This is a genomic window from Sphingomonas sp. CFBP 13720, assembly GCF_014842075.1.
Classification (GTDB): Bacteria; Pseudomonadota; Alphaproteobacteria; order Sphingomonadales; family Sphingomonadaceae; genus Sphingomonas.
On sequence record NZ_JACYVA010000010.1, the window covers coordinates 1 to 20,066 of the forward strand.

General features: G+C 65.5%; 16 protein-coding genes and 1 tRNA gene. 10 read left to right on the forward strand and 7 right to left on the reverse strand.

Annotation, left to right across the window (positions count from 1 at the left end; genetic code table 11):
- Window positions 1-533: 533 nt before the first annotated feature.
- The gene (locus IFT55_RS17645) at window positions 534-1,403 is read right to left on the reverse strand and encodes a cold-shock protein (protein ID WP_192093347.1); all 870 of its coding nucleotides are present in this window, start codon (window positions 1,401-1,403) and stop codon (window positions 534-536) included.
- Window positions 1,404-1,610: 207 nt separating this feature from the next.
- Here IFT55_RS17645 and IFT55_RS15680 point away from each other — a divergent pair, with 207 nt between their 5' ends.
- The 7 genes from IFT55_RS15680 to IFT55_RS15710 all read left to right on the forward strand — a co-directional run bounded on the left by IFT55_RS15680 (window position 1,611) and on the right by IFT55_RS15710 (window position 7,699).
- Window positions 1,611-2,435 carry a TerC family protein gene (locus IFT55_RS15680; protein ID WP_192093295.1) on the forward strand — a complete coding sequence of 275 codons (825 nt, stop codon included), beginning with the start codon at window positions 1,611-1,613 and terminating at the stop codon, window positions 2,433-2,435.
- 10 nt (window positions 2,436-2,445) lie between these two features.
- Complete coding sequence (locus tag IFT55_RS15685) at window positions 2,446-3,066, forward strand: ribonuclease D (protein WP_192093296.1); 621 nt, start codon at window positions 2,446-2,448, stop codon at window positions 3,064-3,066.
- Entirely contained in the window at window positions 3,059-3,748 is a 690-nt protein-coding gene (gene lptC, locus IFT55_RS15690) for an LPS export ABC transporter periplasmic protein LptC (RefSeq protein ID WP_192093297.1), read from the forward strand. The genes IFT55_RS15685 and lptC overlap by 8 nt, the downstream gene beginning before the upstream one ends.
- A gap of 5 nt (window positions 3,749-3,753) precedes the next feature.
- The gene (locus IFT55_RS15695) at window positions 3,754-4,296 is read left to right on the forward strand and encodes an LptA/OstA family protein (protein WP_249403877.1); all 543 of its coding nucleotides are present in this window, start codon (window positions 3,754-3,756) and stop codon (window positions 4,294-4,296) included.
- Window positions 4,297-4,420: 124 nt separating this feature from the next.
- Entirely contained in the window at window positions 4,421-5,197 is a 777-nt protein-coding gene (gene lptB, locus IFT55_RS15700) for an LPS export ABC transporter ATP-binding protein (protein ID WP_192093299.1), read from the forward strand.
- 4 nt (window positions 5,198-5,201) lie between these two features.
- A complete protein-coding gene (gene rpoN, locus IFT55_RS15705) occupies window positions 5,202-6,686 on the forward strand; it encodes an RNA polymerase factor sigma-54 (RefSeq protein ID WP_192093300.1) in 1,485 nt (494 codons plus the stop codon).
- Between the two features lie 326 nt (window positions 6,687-7,012).
- Window positions 7,013-7,699 carry a hypothetical protein gene (locus IFT55_RS15710; protein WP_192093301.1) on the forward strand — a complete coding sequence of 229 codons (687 nt, stop codon included), beginning with the start codon at window positions 7,013-7,015 and terminating at the stop codon, window positions 7,697-7,699.
- A gap of 1 nt (window position 7,700) precedes the next feature.
- Here the strand turns inward: IFT55_RS15710 and IFT55_RS15715 are convergent, their stop codons facing one another.
- Window positions 7,701-8,372 (reverse strand): glutathione S-transferase family protein, encoded by a 672-nt coding sequence (locus IFT55_RS15715; RefSeq protein WP_192093302.1) that lies wholly within the window; start codon window positions 8,370-8,372, stop codon window positions 7,701-7,703.
- A 21-nt stretch (window positions 8,373-8,393) separates the two neighbouring features.
- Here IFT55_RS15715 and IFT55_RS15720 point away from each other — a divergent pair, with 21 nt between their 5' ends.
- Both IFT55_RS15720 and IFT55_RS15725 read left to right on the forward strand, forming a co-directional pair.
- Complete coding sequence (locus IFT55_RS15720) at window positions 8,394-8,966, forward strand: hypothetical protein (RefSeq protein ID WP_192093303.1); 573 nt, start codon at window positions 8,394-8,396, stop codon at window positions 8,964-8,966.
- A gap of 86 nt (window positions 8,967-9,052) precedes the next feature.
- A complete protein-coding gene (locus tag IFT55_RS15725; protein WP_192093304.1) occupies window positions 9,053-11,014 on the forward strand; it encodes a beta-N-acetylhexosaminidase family protein in 1,962 nt (653 codons plus the stop codon).
- Between the two features lie 75 nt (window positions 11,015-11,089).
- Here IFT55_RS15725 and gltB read toward each other — a convergent pair whose 3' ends face one another.
- The 5 genes from gltB to IFT55_RS15750 form a co-directional block, all read right to left on the reverse strand.
- Complete coding sequence (gene gltB / locus IFT55_RS15730) at window positions 11,090-15,619, reverse strand: glutamate synthase large subunit (RefSeq protein ID WP_192093305.1); 4,530 nt, start codon at window positions 15,617-15,619, stop codon at window positions 11,090-11,092.
- Window positions 15,616-16,350 carry a DUF2059 domain-containing protein gene (locus IFT55_RS15735; protein WP_192093306.1) on the reverse strand — a complete coding sequence of 245 codons (735 nt, stop codon included), beginning with the start codon at window positions 16,348-16,350 and terminating at the stop codon, window positions 15,616-15,618. The genes gltB and IFT55_RS15735 overlap by 4 nt, the downstream gene beginning before the upstream one ends.
- Complete coding sequence (locus IFT55_RS15740) at window positions 16,347-17,792, reverse strand: NAD(P)-dependent oxidoreductase (protein WP_192093307.1); 1,446 nt, start codon at window positions 17,790-17,792, stop codon at window positions 16,347-16,349. The genes IFT55_RS15735 and IFT55_RS15740 overlap by 4 nt, the downstream gene beginning before the upstream one ends.
- Before the next feature lie 152 nt (window positions 17,793-17,944).
- A complete protein-coding gene (locus IFT55_RS15745) occupies window positions 17,945-18,742 on the reverse strand; it encodes an undecaprenyl-diphosphate phosphatase (protein WP_192093308.1) in 798 nt (265 codons plus the stop codon).
- Window positions 18,743-18,745: 3 nt separating this feature from the next.
- Window positions 18,746-19,681 (reverse strand): complex I NDUFA9 subunit family protein, encoded by a 936-nt coding sequence (locus tag IFT55_RS15750; protein ID WP_192093309.1) that lies wholly within the window; start codon window positions 19,679-19,681, stop codon window positions 18,746-18,748.
- Window positions 19,682-19,820: 139 nt separating this feature from the next.
- On the opposite strand from IFT55_RS15750, the gene IFT55_RS15755 reads away from it, so the two are divergent.
- Window positions 19,821-19,907: transfer RNA gene (locus tag IFT55_RS15755), tRNA-Leu, on the forward strand.
- Window positions 19,908-20,066: the final 159 nt, after the last annotated feature.

Consider the following 20,066-nt stretch of genomic DNA (forward strand, 5'->3'; position numbering starts at 1 on the left):
TCAGCACGGATGACTATGAATCAGCCTTCAACACATTTGGGAATCCTGAATGTCGATCCCGCCTAGTAGAGCGGGTTTCGGACAGTTGATCGACGCCATCGCTCGTTTCAGCACGATGCAGAGGCATTCTTCTGTTCCGAAGGCTTGCGGCAAACGGCGATCCCCGCTGCGCCGATGATGCAACCTGATCGTGCGCGGCGCTGTGTCAGCGAAGGCGATGGTGTCGCAAGGTCGGTGTCGGCGGCGGCACAGCGGCACAGTGTCACAGCGGCACAGTGTCACAGTGTCACAGTGTCACAGTGTCACAGTGTCACAGTGTCACAGTGTCACAGTGTCACAGTGTCAGTGGCACAGTGTCAGTGGCACGGCAACAGCAACGGCAGTCCGAACCATCCGGCACGACGTGCGCAACGGCGGCTCACCGATCGTGCCGTTGCGCCGCCGTTTCACGACGCCCGCGCCACGCCGTACATAGCAAAAGGGCCGGCCACCCCGAAGGATGACCGGCCCTTTTCGAATGCCGAAGCGAACGATCAGATCTTGCTGAGGTTCACCGCTGCATGCTTGCCGCGACGATCGACTTCCAGCTCGAATTCGAGCCGGTCGCCTTCGTTGAGCGTCGGGAGACCCGCACGCTCGACGGCCGAGATGTGCACGAACGCATCGGGCTGTCCATCGTCGCGCTGAATGAAGCCGAAGCCCTTCATTGCGTTGAAGAACTTGACCACGCCGGTCGCCTTCTCACCCGTCAGCTGGCGCTGCGGGCCGCCCATGCCACCACCTGCGGGGGCACCACGCGGGCCGGCATCGCGCGGCTCACGCGGCGCGCCGCCACCGGTCACAGCCATCGGTTCGCCGTCGATCTTCAGATCGGTCGCCGAGATGCGGCCGCCGCGATCGACGAGCGTGAAGCCCATCGGCTGACCTTCGGCAAGGGCAGCCAGACCGGCCTGCTCGACTGCAGAGATGTGAACGAACACGTCTTCGCCGCCGTCATCGCGAACCACGAAGCCGAAGCCCTTCTGCGCGTTGAAGAACTTGACCACGCCGGTCGCTTCTCCGACGACCTGGGGGGGCATGCCGCGACCACCGCCGCCGCCACTGAAGCCGCCACCGCCGCCGCCACCACGGAAACCGCCGCCGCCGCCACCGCCGCCGAAGCCGCCGCGATCACCACCGCCGCCGCCGCCATAGCTGCTGCCGCCGCCGAAGCCGCCGCGATCACCGCCGCCGCCGCCGTAGCTGCTGCCACCACCGAAACCGCCGCCACCGAAACCACCGCGATCGCCGCCGAAGCCGCCGCCGCCGCCGAAGCTGCTGCCGCCACCTTCGTCACCAAAACCGTCGCGCTTGTCCCTGCCGCGCCCACCGCGCTCGCCGCGCCGTCCTCGATCGAAACTCATTGCCCTGTTCGTCTTCCTGGTTCGCCCAACTTCATCGTAAACCCAAGCGTCGAGCGAAAAACGCAGGTGTCCGGGCACCGCCAAACCGGGTGCCACACACTTGCCATAGCGTAAAAAATGGATGGCCCAAACCAATTTCGCCGCAACAATCGTTCCCGTCATCGCGAACCTTGCGCGATTGTGGCGAAGACGGCACAGAATCGCACCATGGATGCCATATTGATGCTTTTGAGCGACCCTGCTGCGTGGGCCGCATTCCTAACATTGGTGATTCTGGAAGTCGTGCTTGGCATCGACAACCTGATCTTCATCTCGATTCTGTCGAACAAGCTGCCGCCGCATCAGCAGCAGACGGCACGGCGAGTCGGCATCGGCCTTGCGCTGGTCATGCGGCTGGCGCTGCTGTCGATGATCGCGTTCATCGTGTCGCTGACGACCCCGGTATTCGACCTGGGCATCCACGGCGCGCCCGACGCGGCGGGCAGGCCGGGGTTCGAAACGCAGTTTTCGTGGCGCGACCTGATCCTGATCGCGGGCGGACTGTTCCTGTTGTGGAAGGCGACGCGTGAGATCCATCACACGATGGACGAGGAGGCGACCGGCGACGCGCTGGACAAGAAGGGCAAGGCCGTCCTGTCGTTCGGGTCGGCGATCGTGCAGATCGTGGCGCTCGACGCTGTATTCTCGATCGATTCGATCCTGACGGCGGTGGGCATGACCGACGAGGTGCCGATCATGATGGCGGCGGTGATCGTGACGGTGGCGGTGATGCTGTTCGCGGCCGACCCGCTGGCACGCTTCATCAACGCCAATCCGACGGTGGTCATGTTGGCGCTGGGGTTCCTGCTGATGATCGGTGCCGTGCTGATCGCCGACGGGTTCGGCGTGCATGTGCCCAAGGGCTATATCTATGCTGCGATGGCATTTTCGGCCGGAGTCGAGACGCTGAACATCGCGTCGCGCCGGTCGCGGGCGCGCAAACGTGCGGCACGGGAAGCCGCGGCCATTGAGCGCGACGCCCCGACCCGCTAGGCGCTGTGACATGACCGTGTATTTCCATGAAGAAGACCTGCCCGCAGGCGTGTTCGCCCCCGGCGCCGACATTGCCGTCGATACCGAGACGATGGGGCTGATCACCCCGCGCGACCGGTTGTGCGTCGTGCAGTTGTCCGATGGTGGCGACGACCAGCATCTGGTGCGCTTCAACCCGGGCAGCGACTATGCCGCGCCTAACCTGAAGGCGGTGCTGGCCGATCCGGCACGGGTGAAGCTGTATCATTTCGGCCGGTTCGACCTTGCGGCGGTCCAGCATTATCTGGGCGTCGTCGCCGCGCCGGTGTTCTGCACCAAGATCGCGTCGCGGCTGGTGCGGACCTATACCGACCGCCACGGGCTGAAGGAACTGGTCCGCGAACTGCTGGGGCAGGATATCTCGAAACAGCAGCAGTCGTCCGACTGGGGCGGGCCGGTGCTGTCCGATGCGCAGCGCGACTATGCCGCGTCCGATGTGCGGTTCCTGCATGCGTTGCGTGCCGAACTGACCGTGCGGCTGGCGCGCGAGGGGCGGACCGAACTGGCGCAGGCATGTTTCGATTTCCTGCCGCATCGCGCGGCGCTCGACCTTGCGGGCTGGCCGGAAACCGACATCTTCGCGCATGTCTGATGCCCGGTCCGGCCCGGCGAACCCGGTAGCGGGGTTGCGGACGGACCCCGACGCGGTGCGCCGCGCCCGGTCGCGGCGGCAGCGCCGGGCCGCGCCCGGCAGCGGCCACGACCGGTTGGTCGCGCTGTTGCTCGTCATACTGCCGATCGCGATCGGCGTGCTGGCGGCGTTCCTCGTCATGGCCCCACTGTTCATGCGCGGCGATACCAGCTTCGTACTCGACAAGAACAAGGTCGACGTGGCGCAGGAACGCATGCGGTTGCAGGCGGCGGAATATCGCGGACAGGACAGCAAGGGCCAGCCCTTCGTCCTCGACGCCGGATCGGCGGTGCAGAAAAGCTCGGCCGAACCGGTGGTGCAGTTGAGCACGCTGACTGCGGCGATCCGCCTGCCCGACGGGCCGGCACGGCTGACTGCCGATCGCGGACGGTACGACATGCGCAGCGAGCAGGTGGCGGTGGTCGGTCCGATCCGGTTCCGCGCGGCCAACGGCTATTCGCTCGACACCAACGACGCGACGGTCGACCTGAAGACCCGCCGGTTGCAGAGCGGCAGCGCAGTGACCGGCACGACGTCGATGGGCAATTTCAGCGGCGACCGGCTGGACGCCGATCTGGAAGCGCGCACCGTGCGGCTGACCGGCAATGCGCGCTTGCGTATCGATCCGGCACGGACGAAATGAAGGGCATGATTCGCCTTGCGCTCTCCGGCCTGCTGGCCGCCACGGCATTGCTGACGGTCGCGGGGTCGGCCCCGGCGCAGACGCGCCACGATTCGAACGCGCCGATCGACGTGTCGGCCAACGCGATCGAGTTGCAGGACAAGCAGCGGCGCGCGGTGTTCACCGGGGGCGCGGTGTTCCGGCAGGCGACGATGACGCTGAACGCCGATCGCGTGACGATCAACTATACCGGACAGGTGACCGAGGGATCGCCGCAGGCGACGCGGATCGACGTGGCGGGCAACGTCGTGCTGACCCGGCCGGACCAGACCGCGCGGTCGCGGTTCGCGGTGTACGACGTCAAGGCGCGCGTGGTCACGATGATCGGCAACGTCCGGCTGACGCAGGGTGCGAACACGCTGAACGGCGGGCGGCTGTCGATCGATCTGGATACCGGTCGCGCGACGATCGACGGATCGGGCGTCGGCGGATCGGGCACGCCCGGCGCGCCGGTGACGCAGGGCAATGGTCGGGTCACCGGGCGATTCTCCGCGCCGCCGCGCAACTGATCGTGCTTTCGGGGCGGGGCGATACAGCCCGCCTTTCCTTTTTCGGGCCGTTCATGCAATAATCCTGCCAACGCCTGTGCGGTAAGCAGTTGATAACCGCCTCCATGCGATCGGGACGATGCGTATGACCGACACGAACACCCTTTCGACTGCCCCGCCGGTTCACGAAGCGCCCGCCGCCGAAGGGCTGTCGGTCGTGTCGATCGCCAAATCCTATGACAAGCGCGTGGTGCTATCCGACGTGTCGATGTCGGTCGGGCGCGGCGAAGTGGTCGGGCTGCTGGGGCCGAACGGCGCGGGCAAGACGACCAGCTTCTATTCGGCGATGGGGCTGGTGAAGCCCGATGCAGGCCGCATCCTGCTGGACGGGGAAGATATCACCGCGCTGCCCATGTATCGCCGTGCGATCCTGGGGCTTGGGTATCTGCCGCAGGAAACGTCGATCTTTCGCGGGCTGTCGGTCGAAAAGAACATCCTTGCCGTGCTCGAACTGGCCGAACCGGACAAGCCGACGCGGATGGCGCGGCTGGACCAGCTGCTCGACGAATTCGGGCTGACCCGGTTGCGCGACTCGCCGGCGATGGCGTTGTCGGGCGGCGAGCGGCGGCGGGCGGAGATCGCACGCGCGCTGGCCGCGAACCCGACGATCATCCTGCTCGACGAACCCTTTGCCGGCATCGATCCGATCTCGATCGCGGATATCCGCGACCTTGTCATCCAGTTGAAGTCGCGCGGGATCGGTGTGCTCATCACCGACCACAATGTCCGTGAGACTCTGGAAATCGTCGACCGCGCCTATATCATTTATGACGGCCGCGTGCTGTTCGCCGGGTCGCCCGCCGAACTGGTCGCCGACACCAATGTCCGCCGCCTGTATCTGGGCGAGGGATTCGAGCTGTAGGCGGATGAGCCTCGCACCCCGCCTCGACCTGCGCCAGTCGCAATCGCTGGTGATGACGCCGCAGTTGCAGCAGGCGATCCGCCTGCTCGCGCTGTCGAACCTTGAGGTCGAGGGGTTCATCGCCGAGGAGATCGACAAGAACCCGCTGCTCGATGCGGGCGGCGGCGACGACGATGGCGGCGCGTTCGAGACTCCCGACGCGCCGGTCGCGGGCGACCCCGCCGGATCGGACGAATTGCTGGCGACCGGCGCGGCGGGGGGCGAGACGCTGGACGTCGATCCGGGCGATACCTTCCACCACGACTGCGCGTCCGATGGGGTCGGATCGCTCGACGGGTCGCTGGGGATGGCGGGCACGGGTGCGGGCGGGTTCGACGAGCTGCCCGATCTGGACAGTTTCGCGTGCGACGACATCTCGCTGACCGACCATCTGTTGCAACAGGCCGGGACGGTGGTCGCCGGGGCCGACCTGTTCATCGCGAGCGCGATCATCGATCAGATCGACGATTGCGGCTATCTGTCGGGATCGCTGCTCGACATCGCCGGCCGGTTGGGCGTGCCGCTGGTACGGGTCGAAACGGTGCTGGCGGTGGTGCAGACGTTCGACCCCGGCGGCGTCGGCGCGCGCAGCCTTGCCGAATGCCTGATGATCCAGGCGAAGGAGGCCGATCGCTACGATCCGTGCATGGCGCGGCTGATCGACAATCTCGACCTCGTCGCGCGCGGGGCGTTGCCGCAGTTGCGCCGCATCTGCGACGTCGACGACGAAGACCTTGCCGACATGATCCGCGAACTGCGCGGCTATGACCCCAAGCCGGGTTGCCGGTTCGGCGGCGAGCGCACGCAATCGGTGGTCCCCGACCTGTTCATCGCGCCGCGTGGGGCCGGATGGGCCGTCGAGATCAACGGGGCGACGCTGCCGCGCGTGCTGGTCAATCGCGGCTATTATGCCGAACTGGCCGCGTGCGGCACCAAATCGTCGAAGGCGTGGCTGTCGGATTGTCTCGCCAGCGCCAACTGGCTGGTCAAGGCGCTCGACCAGCGGCAGCGCACCATCCTGAAGGTCGCGACCGAGATCGTGAAGCAGCAGGAAGCGTTCTTTCGCCACGGCGTCGCGCATCTGCGCCCGCTGACGCTGGCGAAGGTCGCCGAAGCGATCGAGATGCACGAATCGACCGTCAGCCGGGTGACGTCGAACAAGTATCTCAGCTGCCCGCGCGGGCTGTTCGAACTGAAATACTTCTTCACCTCGGCGATCCAGTCGGCCGATGGCGGAGAGGCGGTGTCGGCGCTGGCGGTGAAGGACGCGATCCGCACGCTGATCGCCGCCGAAGACCCCAAGAAGATCCTGTCCGACGACACGCTGGTCGACCTGCTCAACGCGCGCGGGTTCGACATCGCCCGGCGGACGGTGGCGAAGTATCGTGAGGCGCTGGGGATCGGATCGTCGGTCCAGCGGCGGCGGCAGAAGGCGCTGGCGGGGGCGTAACGTCTGGGCGCGGGCGGACGGTGCCTTCGGTGTCGGTCGTCGCGCCATCGTGAGATGACTTGAAGCCGTTCGTGCCGGCAAACCGATCCTTCGATACGCCATTTCGACAGGCTCAATGACTACTCAGGATGAACGGGTCGAGGCGGTGCCGACCGTCGACCATAGCCGCCTTGCAACCTTATCCAAAACGGATGGGATTTCGATCCCGGGCGCGCCCCTTCCCGCCGGATCGGCGGCATCGTGCGTTGCCGCTCGTCCGCTTGCCGTCGCAGGGTTCGGGCGGGCGTTCTTTCCGGGTTTTGCTTTATCGAATCCACGGGGGGATCATGCGTCTTTTCATGCTCGTCGCGCTGTCGGCGCTGTTGCCGACCGTTGCCTATTGTCAGGACGCCGATCCGCCGCCGGGCAAGGCCGCCGCCGATCGAAAACTACTCGACCAACAGGCAATCGAGGCCAAGGAGGCTGCGACGTCGGGCACACAGAACTTCGGCGGTATCGACTTCGGTATCGGCATCTCGATGACCTATGACCTTGGCAAGAACGAGCGGATCCGCGAGGCGACGATCGTCGACGGCATCGTGCGCGTCACCCATGCCGAAAATGTTCGGGCGCGGGTCGTCCTCGAATCACACTATTTCTTCACGCCCACCCTCGGTGCCGCACGGCGCGAAGAAGCCGAAAGCTACTGCGCAGACGTGAAACACGATCCGATCAAGTATCGCAACTGCCGTTCCAGCCTGAAAGATTTCGGCATCGGTCCGTTCGTCGCGCTACAGCCGGGCAGCGACAAGGTGATTGACGCGATCGGGGCCGGTGTGATGGTCGGCCTGCGTCGCGGGACGGATCGCGCGTCCAGTCTGAACTTCGGCATCGGCATATTCTACGACGTCGATACGCAGATCCTCGGCAACGGCTTCGAAGACGATCAGCCGCCGCCGGGCAACGAGGTCGAGGTCCGGTTCCGTCGCCAGTCGCAAAGCGGCATCCTGTTTCTGTCGTCCTTTTCGTTCTGATTCAGACGTCGAGCTTCTCGTAGTCGGCGGGTGGGGGCACGCCCTCCATCCGTTCGGCGAGCAGCGGGCGGAAGCTGGGGCGGCTTTTCATGCCGATATACCAGCGCTTCGCGAGGTCATGCGTCTTGAAGTCGATGCCACCGAGATAATCGGCGATCGAAATCTGGGCGGCGGCGGCCAGATCGGCGAGGCTCATCGTCGCACCGCCCAGCCATTGGCGATGGTCGAGCAGGTAATCGATATAGTCGAGATGCTCGACCGCCGCCTTCATCGCTTCGCGCAGCGTCCGCGTGTCGGGCGACTGGCGATGGACGATCCGCTTTTCCATCCGTTCGCGCAGCAACGGGCCGGTGATCTCGCGATAGAATTGCGTGTCGAACCACGTCACCAGCCGGCGTTGTTCGGCACGGTCGGCGGCGGTGCCGTTGAGCATCGCGGGCTTTTCACCGGTTTCCTCGAAAAATTCGCAGATCGCCATCGAATCGATCAGACGGATATCGCGATCCTCGTCGACCATCACCGGCGTCTGTCCGGCCGGATTGATGTGCAGGAACTGGTCGCGGCGCGCCCATGGCGATTCGCGCACCGGTTGATAGCCGATGCTCTTTTCGGCGAGCAGCAGGCGCACCTTTCGCGAGAAGGGACATAGCGGGAATTGCAAAAGCTGCCACATAGCGTCGTGTTAGGCGCGGGCGTGGCCGCGCGGAAGGGGATTCGTGTGGGATTGCTGGCGTGTCTTGGCTGGTGGCTGGCGGCGGTGGTGCTGGCCGGGCGGTCCGACCGGGCGTGGGTGCACGGCATCGCGGCGGTGCTGGCCGGTATCGCAGGCACGACCCTGCCCGATCTGGACCTGATTCTGCCGCTGGATCATCGCAGCGCGCTGACGCATTCGCTGCTGCCGATCGCGCTGGCGGGGGCGACCCGGCACTGGCGGCCGGTCGCGGCGGGGCTGGCGATCGGGATCGGACTGCATCTGGCCGCCGACAGCTTCCCCAATGCGATGCGCGGCTTCGCGACGGTCAAACTGCCCTTCGCCGGGTCGATCGGGGGAGGTGCGTCCTATGCATGGCTGGGGATACAGGCGGTGGCGGCGACGCTGGGCGGCGCGATGCTGCTGGCGGCGGCGCTGCCCGCACGTGTCGCGGCGATCGTGGCGCTGACGCTGTTTGCGATCGGCACGGCCTATCTGCTCGCGACCGACGGCGGATGGTGGGCGATGAGCGTCTATGCCGCATTCGGCTGGCTGGCAGTGCGGCGCAGGACGTGACGGCGCGGACCGGCACGGCGGCTTGCCGTGCGCGCTTCGGGTGCCTAAGCCTGTCGACCATACCAATTGGATACCGGAGGTTTCGGATGATGCGACGCACCGCCATGATCGGCGCCTGTTCCCCGCTGGTGGCGGGTTTGCTGATGCTGTCGACAAATCCGGTGGCCGCACAACCGGTTACCCGTCCCGCACTGTTCCCCGAACCGGTGTCGATCGAACTGAAGCGCGGCGCAATCACGCTGGACGACGCGGTCGTGCTGGTCGAGGCACCGGGTGTCGACCGCGCAACTACCGAATTGGTCCGCCAGATCCTGACGACGGCAGGCGTCACGACGATCACCACCGCGCGGCAGGTGCCCGCCATTCCTGACCGGGTGCACATCCTGTTGGGCAGCGGGGATTCGGCGATCGTCCGGGCTGCGTTGACGCGCGGTGGAACGACGCTCGATCCGCATGCGGAGGGCTATACGATCGCGGCCACGGCGACGGGGCGCGGCGGGCTGATCACGCTGGCCGGTCACGACGCGGACGGCCTGTTCCATGCGGTGCAGACGTTCCGGCAGTTGGCCAAGCGAACCGCGATTCCGGCGATGGTCGTTCAGGATCATCCGGCGATGCCGATTCGCGGCACGATCGAGGGATTTTACGGTGCGCCATGGACGATGGCCGACCGGAGGAAGCATCTCGACTTCCTCGCCACGGTGAAGGCGAACACGTACGTCTACAGTCCCAAGGACGATCCCTATGCGCGCGACCGCTGGCGCGATGCCTATCCGGCCGCGACGCTGTCGGCGCTGGGTACGCTGGCCGCGACCGCGCGGCGCAACCATGTCGATTTCGTCTATGCGATCTCACCCGGACCGTCGGTGTGCTTTTCCGACCCGGCCGACGCCACCGCGCTGGAACGCAAGTTCGATGCGCTGCGATCGATCGGCATCACCAGCTTCTATGTCGCGCTGGACGACATCGAATATACCAAGTGGAATTGCGAGCGCGACCGGACCACGTTCGGCGCATCGGGCGCGGAGGCGGCGGGCATCGCCCAGTCGCGGCTGCTGAACACGGTGCAGGCCGACCTGATCGCCAAGAACCCGGCATCGCGTCCGCTCATCATGGTGCCGACCGAATATTACGATGCCAAGGAAAGCCCGTACAAGGCCGCGTTGCGCAAGCATCTCGACCCACGGATCGTGGTGCAATGGACCGGCACCGACGTCGTGCCGCCCGCGATTTCGGTGCCCGATGCGAAGGCCGCGACGAAGGCGTTCGGACGCAAGACGCTGTTGTGGGACAATTACCCGGTCAACGATTATGCGCAGACGACCGGCCGGCTGCTGATGGCCCCCTATGCACGGCGCGAGGCCGGGCTGTCGGGCGAACTGACCGGCATCCTGTCGAACCCGATGAACCAGGAAGCGCCGAGCCGGGTGGCGGTGACCGGGGTGGCGGCGTTCGCGTGGAACGACACCGCCTATGATGCGGCGCGGACATGGCATGCCGCCGCGCGCGAACTGGCCGGTGGTGATGATCGCGCGACCGCGGCGCTGCTGACGTTCTTCGACACGCAGCATATCGCGCCGACCTTTGGCAGCCAGCCATGGCAGGAACAGGCACCGTTGCTGAAGGCGCTCCTCGATCGCGTGCGCGAGGCGATCGCCGATGGCGATGCCGCGGCGCGCCGCGATGCGATCGCCGATCTGGCGATGCGCGCCGATGCGATTGCGGGCGCGCCGGACGTCATCCGGTCGGGAACGGTCGATCCGGGCTTTGCCGAACAGTCGCGGCCATGGCTGGACGCGATGCAGCTATGGGGTCGCGCGCTGCAACTGACCGCCGCCGGGCTGGACGCCGCCGCGACGGGCAGCACCGCTGCGCCGCGCTATTTCGCCGAAGCCCGGCGGATCGCGGCGCAGGCCGCTGCAGTCCAGACGATCAAGGGAGCCACCCGGTTCGACGGCGCGATCCGCATCGCCGATGGCGTGCTGGACCGATTCGTGGCCGATGCGCCGACGCTGATCGCGGTGGACGGACCCGCACCGCAACGGTGATCGGGGGGCGGCGGCGGGTCGAACCCGCCGCCGCCGAAGGAAGGGTGCTCCGGGCCGGACCCGGAGCGCCGGCGATCACGCGGCTGCGACTGCCTGTCCCGGCTCGCCTGCATCGTCGTCGAGCAGTTGATGCGGCAGGCGGGTCTGCATTTCCTTGGGCACCACCTGCCAGAACCGGCCCTTGCACCGCGACCAGTCCTCGAGGATCGCGCCCGACCAGCGGCTGTCGGTTGCGGCGTGATGTTGCTCGACCAGCCCCTTGAGCACCCCTTCCCAATGCGCCGAACCCAGCCGGTGCAGCGTGATGCTTTCGGGATTGTGATGCGCTTCGAAGCTGTCGTCATGGTCGTAGATGAACGCCATGCCCCCGGTCATGCCCGCGCCGAAGTTCACGCCGGTGCGGCCCAGCACCACTGCGACGCCGCCGGTCATATATTCGCACCCGTTCGCGCCGCAGCCCTCGACCACGACGGTCGCGCCCGAATTGCGCACAGCGAACCGTTCGCCCGCCTGCCCCGCCGCGAACAGCGTGCCACTGGTCGCGCCGTACAGCACGGTGTTGCCGAGAATGGTGTTCTCATGGCTTTTCAGCGGTGACGACACCATCGGACGGACGATGATCTTGCCGCCCGACAGCCCCTTGCCAACATAATCGTTGGCGTCGCCGAACACCTCCAGCGTGATCCCCTTGCACAGGAACGCGCCGAGGCTTTGTCCCGCGCTGCCGCGCAGCCGCACCGTGACATGGCCGTCGGCCAGTTTCGACATGCCGAACTTGCGCGTGATCTCGCTCGACAACCGGGTGCCGACCGCGCGGTGCGTGTTGCGCACCGAATAGGTCAGTTGCATCTTTTCCCCGCGGGAGAAGACGGCGGCGGCGTCGCGGATCATCTGTGCGTCGAGGCTGTCGGGTACTTCGTTGCGGAAGGTCGACAGGCTGAACCGGCGCTGGCTTTCGTCGGCATCGACCTTCGCGAGGATCGGGTTCAGATCCAGATCGTCGAGATGTTCGGCGCCACGGCTGACCTGCCGCAGGAATTCGGTGCGGCCGACCACTTCGTCTAGCGAACGCACGCCCAGCCGTGCGAGGATCTCGCGCACTTCCTCCGCGATGAAGGTCATCAGGTTGATGACCTTTTCCGGCGTGCCGGTGAACTTGGCGCGCAGACGTTCGTCCTGCACGCACACCCCGACCGGGCAGGTGTTGCTGTGGCACTGCCGCACCATGATGCACCCCATCGCCACCAGCGACAGCGTGCCGATGCCGAATTCCTCCGCGCCGAGGATCGCGGCGGCGACGATGTCGCGCCCGGTCTTGAGACCGCCATCGGTACGCAGCACCACGCGACCGCGCAGCCCGTTGAGCGTCAGCGTCTGGTTGACCTCCGACAAACCCATTTCCCACGGGGTGCCGGCATATTTGATCGACGTCTGCGGCGACGCGCCGGTGCCGCCGACATGACCCGAAATGAGGATGACGTCGGCATGCGCCTTCGCCACGCCTGCCGCCACGGTGCCAATGCCGGCGGACGACACCAGCTTCACGCAGACCCGCGCCTTCGGATTGATCTGCTTCAGGTCGTAGATGAGCTGCGCCAGATCCTCGATCGAATAGATGTCATGATGCGGCGGCGGTGAAATGAGCGTGACGCCCGGCGTCGCATGGCGCAGCTTGGCGATGAACTCGGTCACCTTGAAGCCGGGAAGCTGTCCGCCCTCGCCCGGCTTGGCCCCCTGTGCGACCTTGATCTCGATCTCGTCGCAGGCGTTGAGATATTCGGCGGTGACGCCGAACCGGCCGCTGGCGACTTGCTTGATGACCGAATTGCCGTTGTCGCCGTTTTCATAGGGCGTGTAGCGGATCGAATCCTCGCCGCCCTCGCCCGACACCGCCTTCGCCCCGATGCGGTTCATCGCGATCGCCAGCGTCTCATGCGCTTCGGGCGACAGCGCGCCCAGCGACATGCCCGGGGTCACGAACCGCTTGCGGATCTCGGTGATCGCCTCGACCTGGTCGATCGACACGCCGGCGTCGGGGAAGTTGAATTCCAGCACGTCGCGCAGATACACCGGGGGCAGATCGCGCACCCCGCGTGAGAACTGCATGTAGGTCGAATAGCTGTCGGTCGCGACCGCCGTCTGCAACAAGTGCATCAACTGCGCCGAATAGGCATGCGCCTCCCCGCCGTTGCGCTGGCGATAGAAGCCGCCGATCGGCAGCGACGCGACTGCGGTGTCGAACGCCGCCTCGTGCCGCTGCGTCGCGTTGACGTGCAGCGAATGATAGCCTTCGCCCGAAATCTTGGCGGGCATGCCGGGGAAGAAATCGTTCACCAGCGCGCGGCTCAACCCCACCGCTTCGAAATTATAACCGCCGCGATAGCTGGAGATCACCGCGATCCCCATCTTCGACAGGATCTTGAGCAACCCTTCGTCGATCGCGGTGCGATGCCGCTTCAGCGCCTCGTCGATCGAAATGTCGCCGAACAGGCCGCGCGCATGCCGGTCGGCGATGGCGGCTTCGGCCAGATAGGCGTTCACCGTCGTCGCGCCGACACCGATCAGCACCGCGTAGTAATGCGTGTCGAGACATTCCGACGACCGCACGTTGATCGACGCGTACGACCGCAGCCCCTTGCGCACCAGATGCGTGTGCACCGCCGCCGCCGCCAGCACGCCCGCGATCGGCACCTTGTCCGGTCCCAGATGTTCGTCGGTCAGGAACAGTTCGCTGCGCCCCTCGCGCACCGCCTGTTCGGCCTGCGCGCGGACGCGGGCGATGGCGGCACGCAACGCCTCCGGCCCCTCGCCCGCCGGGAAGGTGCAGTCGATCTCCGCCGCCTGTCCCCCGAAATGCGCCTTGAGCCGCATCCAGTCGGCGCTGGTCAACACCGGGCTGTCGAGCACCAGCACCGCGCTTGCCCGATCCTCGGTGTCGAGAATGTTGGCGAGGTTGCCGAACCGCGTCTTGAGCGACATGACATAGCGTTCGCGCAGCGGGTCGATCGGCGGGTTGGTGACCTGCGAGAAATTCTGGCGGAAGAAGTGGCTGATGAGGCGCGGCTTGTCGGAAATGACCGCCAGCGGCGTATCGTCGCCCATCGATCCGATCGCTTCCTTCGCCCCTTCGACCATCGGCGACAGGATCAGCTCCATGTCCTCGATCGTCTGGCCGGCACACACCTGTCGCCGCGCCAGTTCGGCGCGGTCGTAGCGCAGCGGTGCGTCGGTCGGCGCAGGCAGGTCGTCGATCGTCAGGAACTTGCCGATCATGCCGGCATAGTCGGCCTCGCCCGCGATCCGGTCCTTGATCGCGCGGTCCTTGTACAGCTTGCCTTCGACCAGATCGATCGCGAGCATCTGCCCCGGCCCCAGCCGGCCCTTTTCGACGACGGTCGATTCGGATACCGGCACCATGCCGGCTTCCGATCCGACGATCAGCAGCCCGTCGCCGGTCAGCGTGTAGCGCAGCGGACGCAGCGCGTTGCGATCCAGCCCGGCGACCGCCCAGCGGCCATCGGTCATCGCCAGCGCGGCGGGACCGTCCCACGGCTCCATCACCGACGCCAGATATTCGTACATCTCGGTATGTTTGGCGGGCATGTCGGTCACGCCCTGCCACGCTTCGGGCACCAGCATCAGCTTGGCGGTGGGCGCGTCCCGGCCCGAGCGACAGATCGTTTCGAACACCGCATCCAGCGCCGCCGTGTCCGATGCGCCCGCCGGGATCACCGGCTTGATGTCCTCACTGCGTTCGCCGAACGCGAGGCTGGCCATCTTGATCTCGTGGCTCAGCATCCAGTTCTTGTTGCCGCGGATCGTGTTGACCTCGCCATTATGGGCAAGGCAACGGAACGGCTGCGCCAGCCACCATTGCGGGAACGTGTTGGTCGAATAACGCTGGTGAAAGATCGCCACGCGCGATTCGAAGCGTTCGTCGGTCAGGTCGGGATAGAAGTCCGACAGGCTTTCGGCGAGGAACAGCCCCTTGTAGATGATCGAGCGGCACGACAGCGAACAGAAATAGAAACCGGTGATCTGGGCCGCGATGATGCGCTTTTCGATCCGGCGGCGGACCAGATACAGGTTCTTTTCGAACTCGGCCTCGTCCATGACTTCGGGGGCCGGCCCCGCGATCATGATCTGCTCGATCTCCGGCCGGGTCGCCTGCGCCTTCATGCCGATCACGGACACGTCGACCGGCACCTGCCGCCAGCCATAGATCGACCAGCCCGCCTCGATGATTTCCGATTCGACGATCGTGCGGCAGTCTTCCTGCGCGCCCAGATCGGTGCGCGGCATGAACACCATGCCGACCGCGAGGCGCGCATGCAGCGGCTTGTGCCCCGACGCCGCGATCGCATCGTCGAAGAACCGGTGCGGCAGATCGACATGAATGCCGGCACCGTCGCCGGTCTTGCCATCGGCATCGACCGCGCCACGATGCCACACGGCCCGCAACGCATCGATCGCCGATTGGACGACACGCCGCGACGGCTTGCCATCGGTCGCCGCGACGAGGCCGACGCCGCACGCATCGCCTTCGAATTCGGGGCGGTACATGCCATGTTCGGCAAGGCGGAGGCGTTCGGATTCGAGGGTCATGGCTTCTTGCCCTTCGCGATAAAATTCTCGATCGCAGCCTGTGCAGCTTCGTTTACAGCAGGCTGAATTTGCGGCATTATCCGGTTCGACCAATCGGCCGAACGTTGCAGAACGACTGCCGTGATGCCAGGGAGTTTCTTGCCTCCTTCGGTTTTCATCAATGCGATCATCGCATTCATGTCTTCCGGGCTAGATTCCTGTATCACTCGAGCGACACCTGCGGACGCTCCAGACTTGAAGTCGTTGACTGTTACATTTGTGTCCCCGCTATTCATCGAACGTACAACGGTTTGCGAGTAATCTGCGCCGCGCCCCATTGCCTCGATCACACGCTTCCCGGTCGGCCCCCGATAGAAGGCCAGAAGCTGCTTCAGCTCGACTTCGTTCAAAGCGTTCGCGTAAACGGGCGCAACTTCTTTCCATAAGCCAGGTAAAGCTTCCAACGTCTTGGCAACAATCACTGGTCGCATGCCGTCGATCATCGCAACCAACGCGCCTGGGTAGACTTTCTCCATTGCAGCAATATCAGGATTTTTCCGCAGCTCGACGGGTAACGTTTCATCCAGCATCTTGCTGAGCTGAACCCGCGTCAACGCTTCGCCGTTCAGGGTTTCAGAGAGTTCCAAAGCCAAGCTTGCACGAGTTGGCACCAAAACCGTTGCCGGAGCCGAGGACGGAACCCCGGCCTGTGACATTGCCGTGAGCAGCGCGAGCGATAGAGCCAGCGTCACGCCGCCACCTTCGCCGCCTTTGCCTTGGCCTTCAGATAGGTGTGCATCCGTTCGGTCACGTCGCGTCCGTCGCGGATCGCCCACACCACCAACGATGCGCCGCGCACGATGTCGCCCGCCGCGAAGACGCCGTCGAGGCTGGTCATCATCGACTTGCCGTCGACCCGTACCGTCCCCCACCGCGTCACGCCCAGTTCGGGCGCGTCGAACAGCGTCGGCAGGTCTTCCGCGTCGAAGCCCAGCGCCTTGATGACCAGATCGGCGTCGAGGACGAATTCGTTGCCCGGATCGGTTTCCGGCGCGCGGCGGCCGGATGCGTCGGGGGCACCCAGCCGCATGCCCGATGCACGGACACGGACCACCTGTCCGTCGCGATCGTCGAACGCGGCGGGGGCGGACAGCCAGACGAACTCGACGCCTTCTTCCTCCGCATTGGCGACTTCGCGCTGCGATCCTGGCATGTTGGCGCGGTCGCGGCGGTAGAGGCACTTGACCGACGTTGCCCCCTGCCGGATCGCGGTACGCACGCAGTCCATCGCGGTATCGCCGCCGCCGACGACCACGACCGACTTGCCCGCCGCGTTGAGCGACCCGTCGTCATAGGCCGCGACGCTGTCGCCGAAGCCGACACGGTTCGACGTGGTCAGATAATCGAGCGCGTCGACCACGCCGCCCGACCCGACGCCCGGCGCCTTGATCGCGCGCGGCTTGTACACGCCGGTCGCGATCAGGATCGCGTCGTGCTGCTGCCGCAGATCGTCCATCTTGGCATCCCGGCCCACCTCGAACCCTTCGTGGAAGACGATGCCACCTTCCTTCAGCCGTTCGACGCGGCGCATCACCACCGGCTTTTCCAGCTTGAAGCCGGGAATGCCATAGGTCAGCAGCCCACCCGCCCGGTCGTACCGGTCATAGACATGGACGTCGTAGCCAAGGTTGCGCAGCCATTCCGCCGCCGACAGGCCCGCCGGCCCCGCACCGATGATCCCGACCGACTGGCCCCGCGACGGGCCGACCGCGACCGGTTCCACCCAGCCCTTCTCCCATGCGGTATCGGTGATGAACTTTTCGACCGAACCGATCGTGACCGCGCCGTGTCCCGAAAATTCGATGACGCAATTCCCCTCGCACAGGCGATCCTGCGGACAGATGCGCCCGCAAATCTCCGGCATGGTCGAGGTGCTGTTCGACAACTGGTACGCTTCCTGCAATCGCCCTTCGGCGGTCAGGCGCAGCCAGTCGGGAATGTGATTGTGCAGCGGGCAATGCACCGAGCAGTAAGGCACGCCGCATTGCGAACAGCGCCCGGCCTGATCCTCGGCCGTCGGCGGCGCATAGCGCTCCGCGATTTCCTGAAAATCTTCCGCGCGCAACTCGGCTTCGCGCTTTGCCGGATAGGCTTGCGGACGTGCGACGAATTTCAGCATTGCTTGATCGGCCATGATGCCCTCCGAAGGATTGGAAAGCATATTTCAGTGGCAGAGTCACGCAATTAAACGCCAATAGGTAAGCTTTGCTTACCCATCATTGCTTATCGCGAACCATTCTTAATTTGAATGCGGCTAATCCGATCGAAACTAGGTCCGATTCGGTCCTAGCGAAGAAGTAACCATATCAACGCGATACTGCCTGCGACGATCCTGTACCATGCGAACGGCGCGAAGCCGAACCGCCCCACGATCTTCACGAACGCCTTTACCACCAGCAGCGCGACGACGAAGGCCGCGCCGAACCCGATCGCGATCCCCGCCAGATCGTCGACCGACAACAGCGCGCGATCCTTGTACAAGGCATAGGCGGTCGCACCCATCATCGTCGGCACGGCGAGGAAGAAACTGAACTCGGCCGCCGTCCGCCGCTCGACTCCTAACAGCAACGCACCCATGATCGTCGCGCCCGACCGGCTGACGCCCGGCAACATGGCAAGACACTGCATCGCGCCGACCGAGGCCGCGTTGCCGATGCTCATGTCCTCGACCGCGTGGATGCGCACGCGCTTCACCATCCGTTCGATCAGCAGGATCAGCACCCCGCCCACGATGAGCGCGATCGCAACGATCACCGGCTTCTGCATCACAGCGCGGATCGCGTCATAGAACAGCGCGCCCGCCAGCATCGCTGGCAGGAATCCGATCAGGATGTTGCGCGTGAAGGCGATCGCCTGCGGATCGAGCCGGGTCAGCCCCAGCGCCACCCCGGTGAAGCGCGCGCGATAGGCGACCAGCACGGCGAGGATCGCGCCCAACTGGATCGCGATCTTGAACACGATCGAGCTTTCATCGGTAAAACCGAACAGTTCGCCTGCGAGGATCAAATGCCCGGTCGACGATACCGGCAGGAATTCGGTCAGCCCTTCGATAATGCCGAGGACGATATAGGTGATCCACGCCACCCCTTATGCGCCCTTCAGTTCGGCGACGCGGCCGAACCGTCCGTTCTTGCGATACTGCACCAGCCAATCGGGTGCGACCGTCGCCAGCGGCACCGGGCGGATATCGAACGCCTCGATCCCAGGCGTGCCGGGTTCGACGACATTGTCGCGCGACAGCATCGCCCATTGATCCTTGCTGATCGGCGTCAGCGGCAGCGCGGCGATCAGCCCGCCCAGTTCGTTCGGCACATCGATGAAACGGACCTTCCGACCCAGCGTGGCGCCGATCCATCGGTTCAGTTCGCCCATCGTCACCACGTCCGGCCCGCCGATCGCGAAGGTCTTGCCACCGAACCCGTCGGGATCGGCCAGTGCCTTGACCACCACCTGCGCCAGATCGGTCGCATAGACCGGCTGGAACCGGGTCTTCGCCGCCATCACCGGCACGACCGGCAGCGCGGCGATCATGCGTGCGAAGCGGTTGACGAATTCGTCCTCGCGCCCGAACACGATCGACGGGCGCAGGATCGTCGCACCCGGGAAGGCCGCGAGCACCGCCGCCTCGCCCGCCGCCTTCGACCGACCATAAGCCGATGGCGATGCGGCATCCGCGCCGATCGCCGAGATCTGGACGAACGACCGCACACCAGCGGCGGCAGCCGCTTCGGCGACGTTGTGCGCGCCGGTGACATGGACCTTGTCGAAATCGCCCGCGAGGATGCCGACCAGATTGACGACCCCGTCCGATCCCGCGATCGCACGCGCGACCGTGTCGGGACGCAACAGGTCGGTCGCGACGAACTGCGTCTGGCCCAGCCCGCCCTGCGTCTTGAGGAACAGCGCCTGTCGCGGATCGCGCTGCGCGATGCGGACGCGCGCACCGGCGCGCAGCAATTCCTGTACGACATAGCGGCCGACAAAGCCGCCACCGCCGAACAGCGTGATCAACTGGTTCTTCATGCGTCGTCGCCTTCGGATGCCTGTATGCGTGCGCCCCCCATGCCGCCGTCCGGTCCAAACGGCAAGGACTGCGATAAAATCGCCACCACCCCTGTTGACACCCCCGCCCCCGCCCCGTAGAGGCGCCCACCTACCCCGTGCCCAGATGGCGGAATTGGTAGACGCACCAGCTTCAGGTGCTGGCGATCGCAAGGTCGTGGAGGTTCGAGTCCTCTTCTGGGCACCATTTTTCGAACGTCTTGGCCGAGGCCGACGTTCGGTCCGCGCGAGGACGCGCCGCTTCGTAGAGCCAACCGGCTTACCGGTCAATCGCGATCAAATTTTCGACGGTAACAGGCCTTCTGTCTGATAGCGTCGGTCAACGATGGCCGTCGATCAGCAAGCC

Bases quoted from the DNA above. Each gene is read 5' to 3' on its own strand.
- IFT55_RS17645 (WP_192093347.1), bottom strand. From the start codon at position 1,403: ATGAGTTTCGATCGAGGACGGCGCGGCGAGCGCGGTGGGCGCGGCAGG.
- IFT55_RS15680 (WP_192093295.1), top strand. From the start codon at position 1,611: ATGGATGCCATATTGATGCTTTTGAGCGACCCTGCTGCGTGGGCCGCA.
- IFT55_RS15685 (WP_192093296.1), top strand. From the start codon at position 2,446: ATGACCGTGTATTTCCATGAAGAAGACCTGCCCGCAGGCGTGTTCGCC.
- lptC (WP_192093297.1), top strand. From the start codon at position 3,059: ATGTCTGATGCCCGGTCCGGCCCGGCGAACCCGGTAGCGGGGTTGCGG.
- IFT55_RS15695 (WP_249403877.1), top strand. From the start codon at position 3,754: ATGATTCGCCTTGCGCTCTCCGGCCTGCTGGCCGCCACGGCATTGCTG.
- lptB (WP_192093299.1), top strand. From the start codon at position 4,421: ATGACCGACACGAACACCCTTTCGACTGCCCCGCCGGTTCACGAAGCG.
- rpoN (WP_192093300.1), top strand. From the start codon at position 5,202: ATGAGCCTCGCACCCCGCCTCGACCTGCGCCAGTCGCAATCGCTGGTG.
- IFT55_RS15710 (WP_192093301.1), top strand. From the start codon at position 7,013: ATGCGTCTTTTCATGCTCGTCGCGCTGTCGGCGCTGTTGCCGACCGTT.
- IFT55_RS15715 (WP_192093302.1), bottom strand. From the start codon at position 8,372: ATGTGGCAGCTTTTGCAATTCCCGCTATGTCCCTTCTCGCGAAAGGTG.
- IFT55_RS15725 (WP_192093304.1), top strand. From the start codon at position 9,053: ATGATGCGACGCACCGCCATGATCGGCGCCTGTTCCCCGCTGGTGGCG.
- gltB (WP_192093305.1), bottom strand. From the start codon at position 15,619: ATGACCCTCGAATCCGAACGCCTCCGCCTTGCCGAACATGGCATGTAC.
- IFT55_RS15740 (WP_192093307.1), bottom strand. From the start codon at position 17,792: ATGGCCGATCAAGCAATGCTGAAATTCGTCGCACGTCCGCAAGCCTAT.
- IFT55_RS15750 (WP_192093309.1), bottom strand. From the start codon at position 19,681: ATGAAGAACCAGTTGATCACGCTGTTCGGCGGTGGCGGCTTTGTCGGC.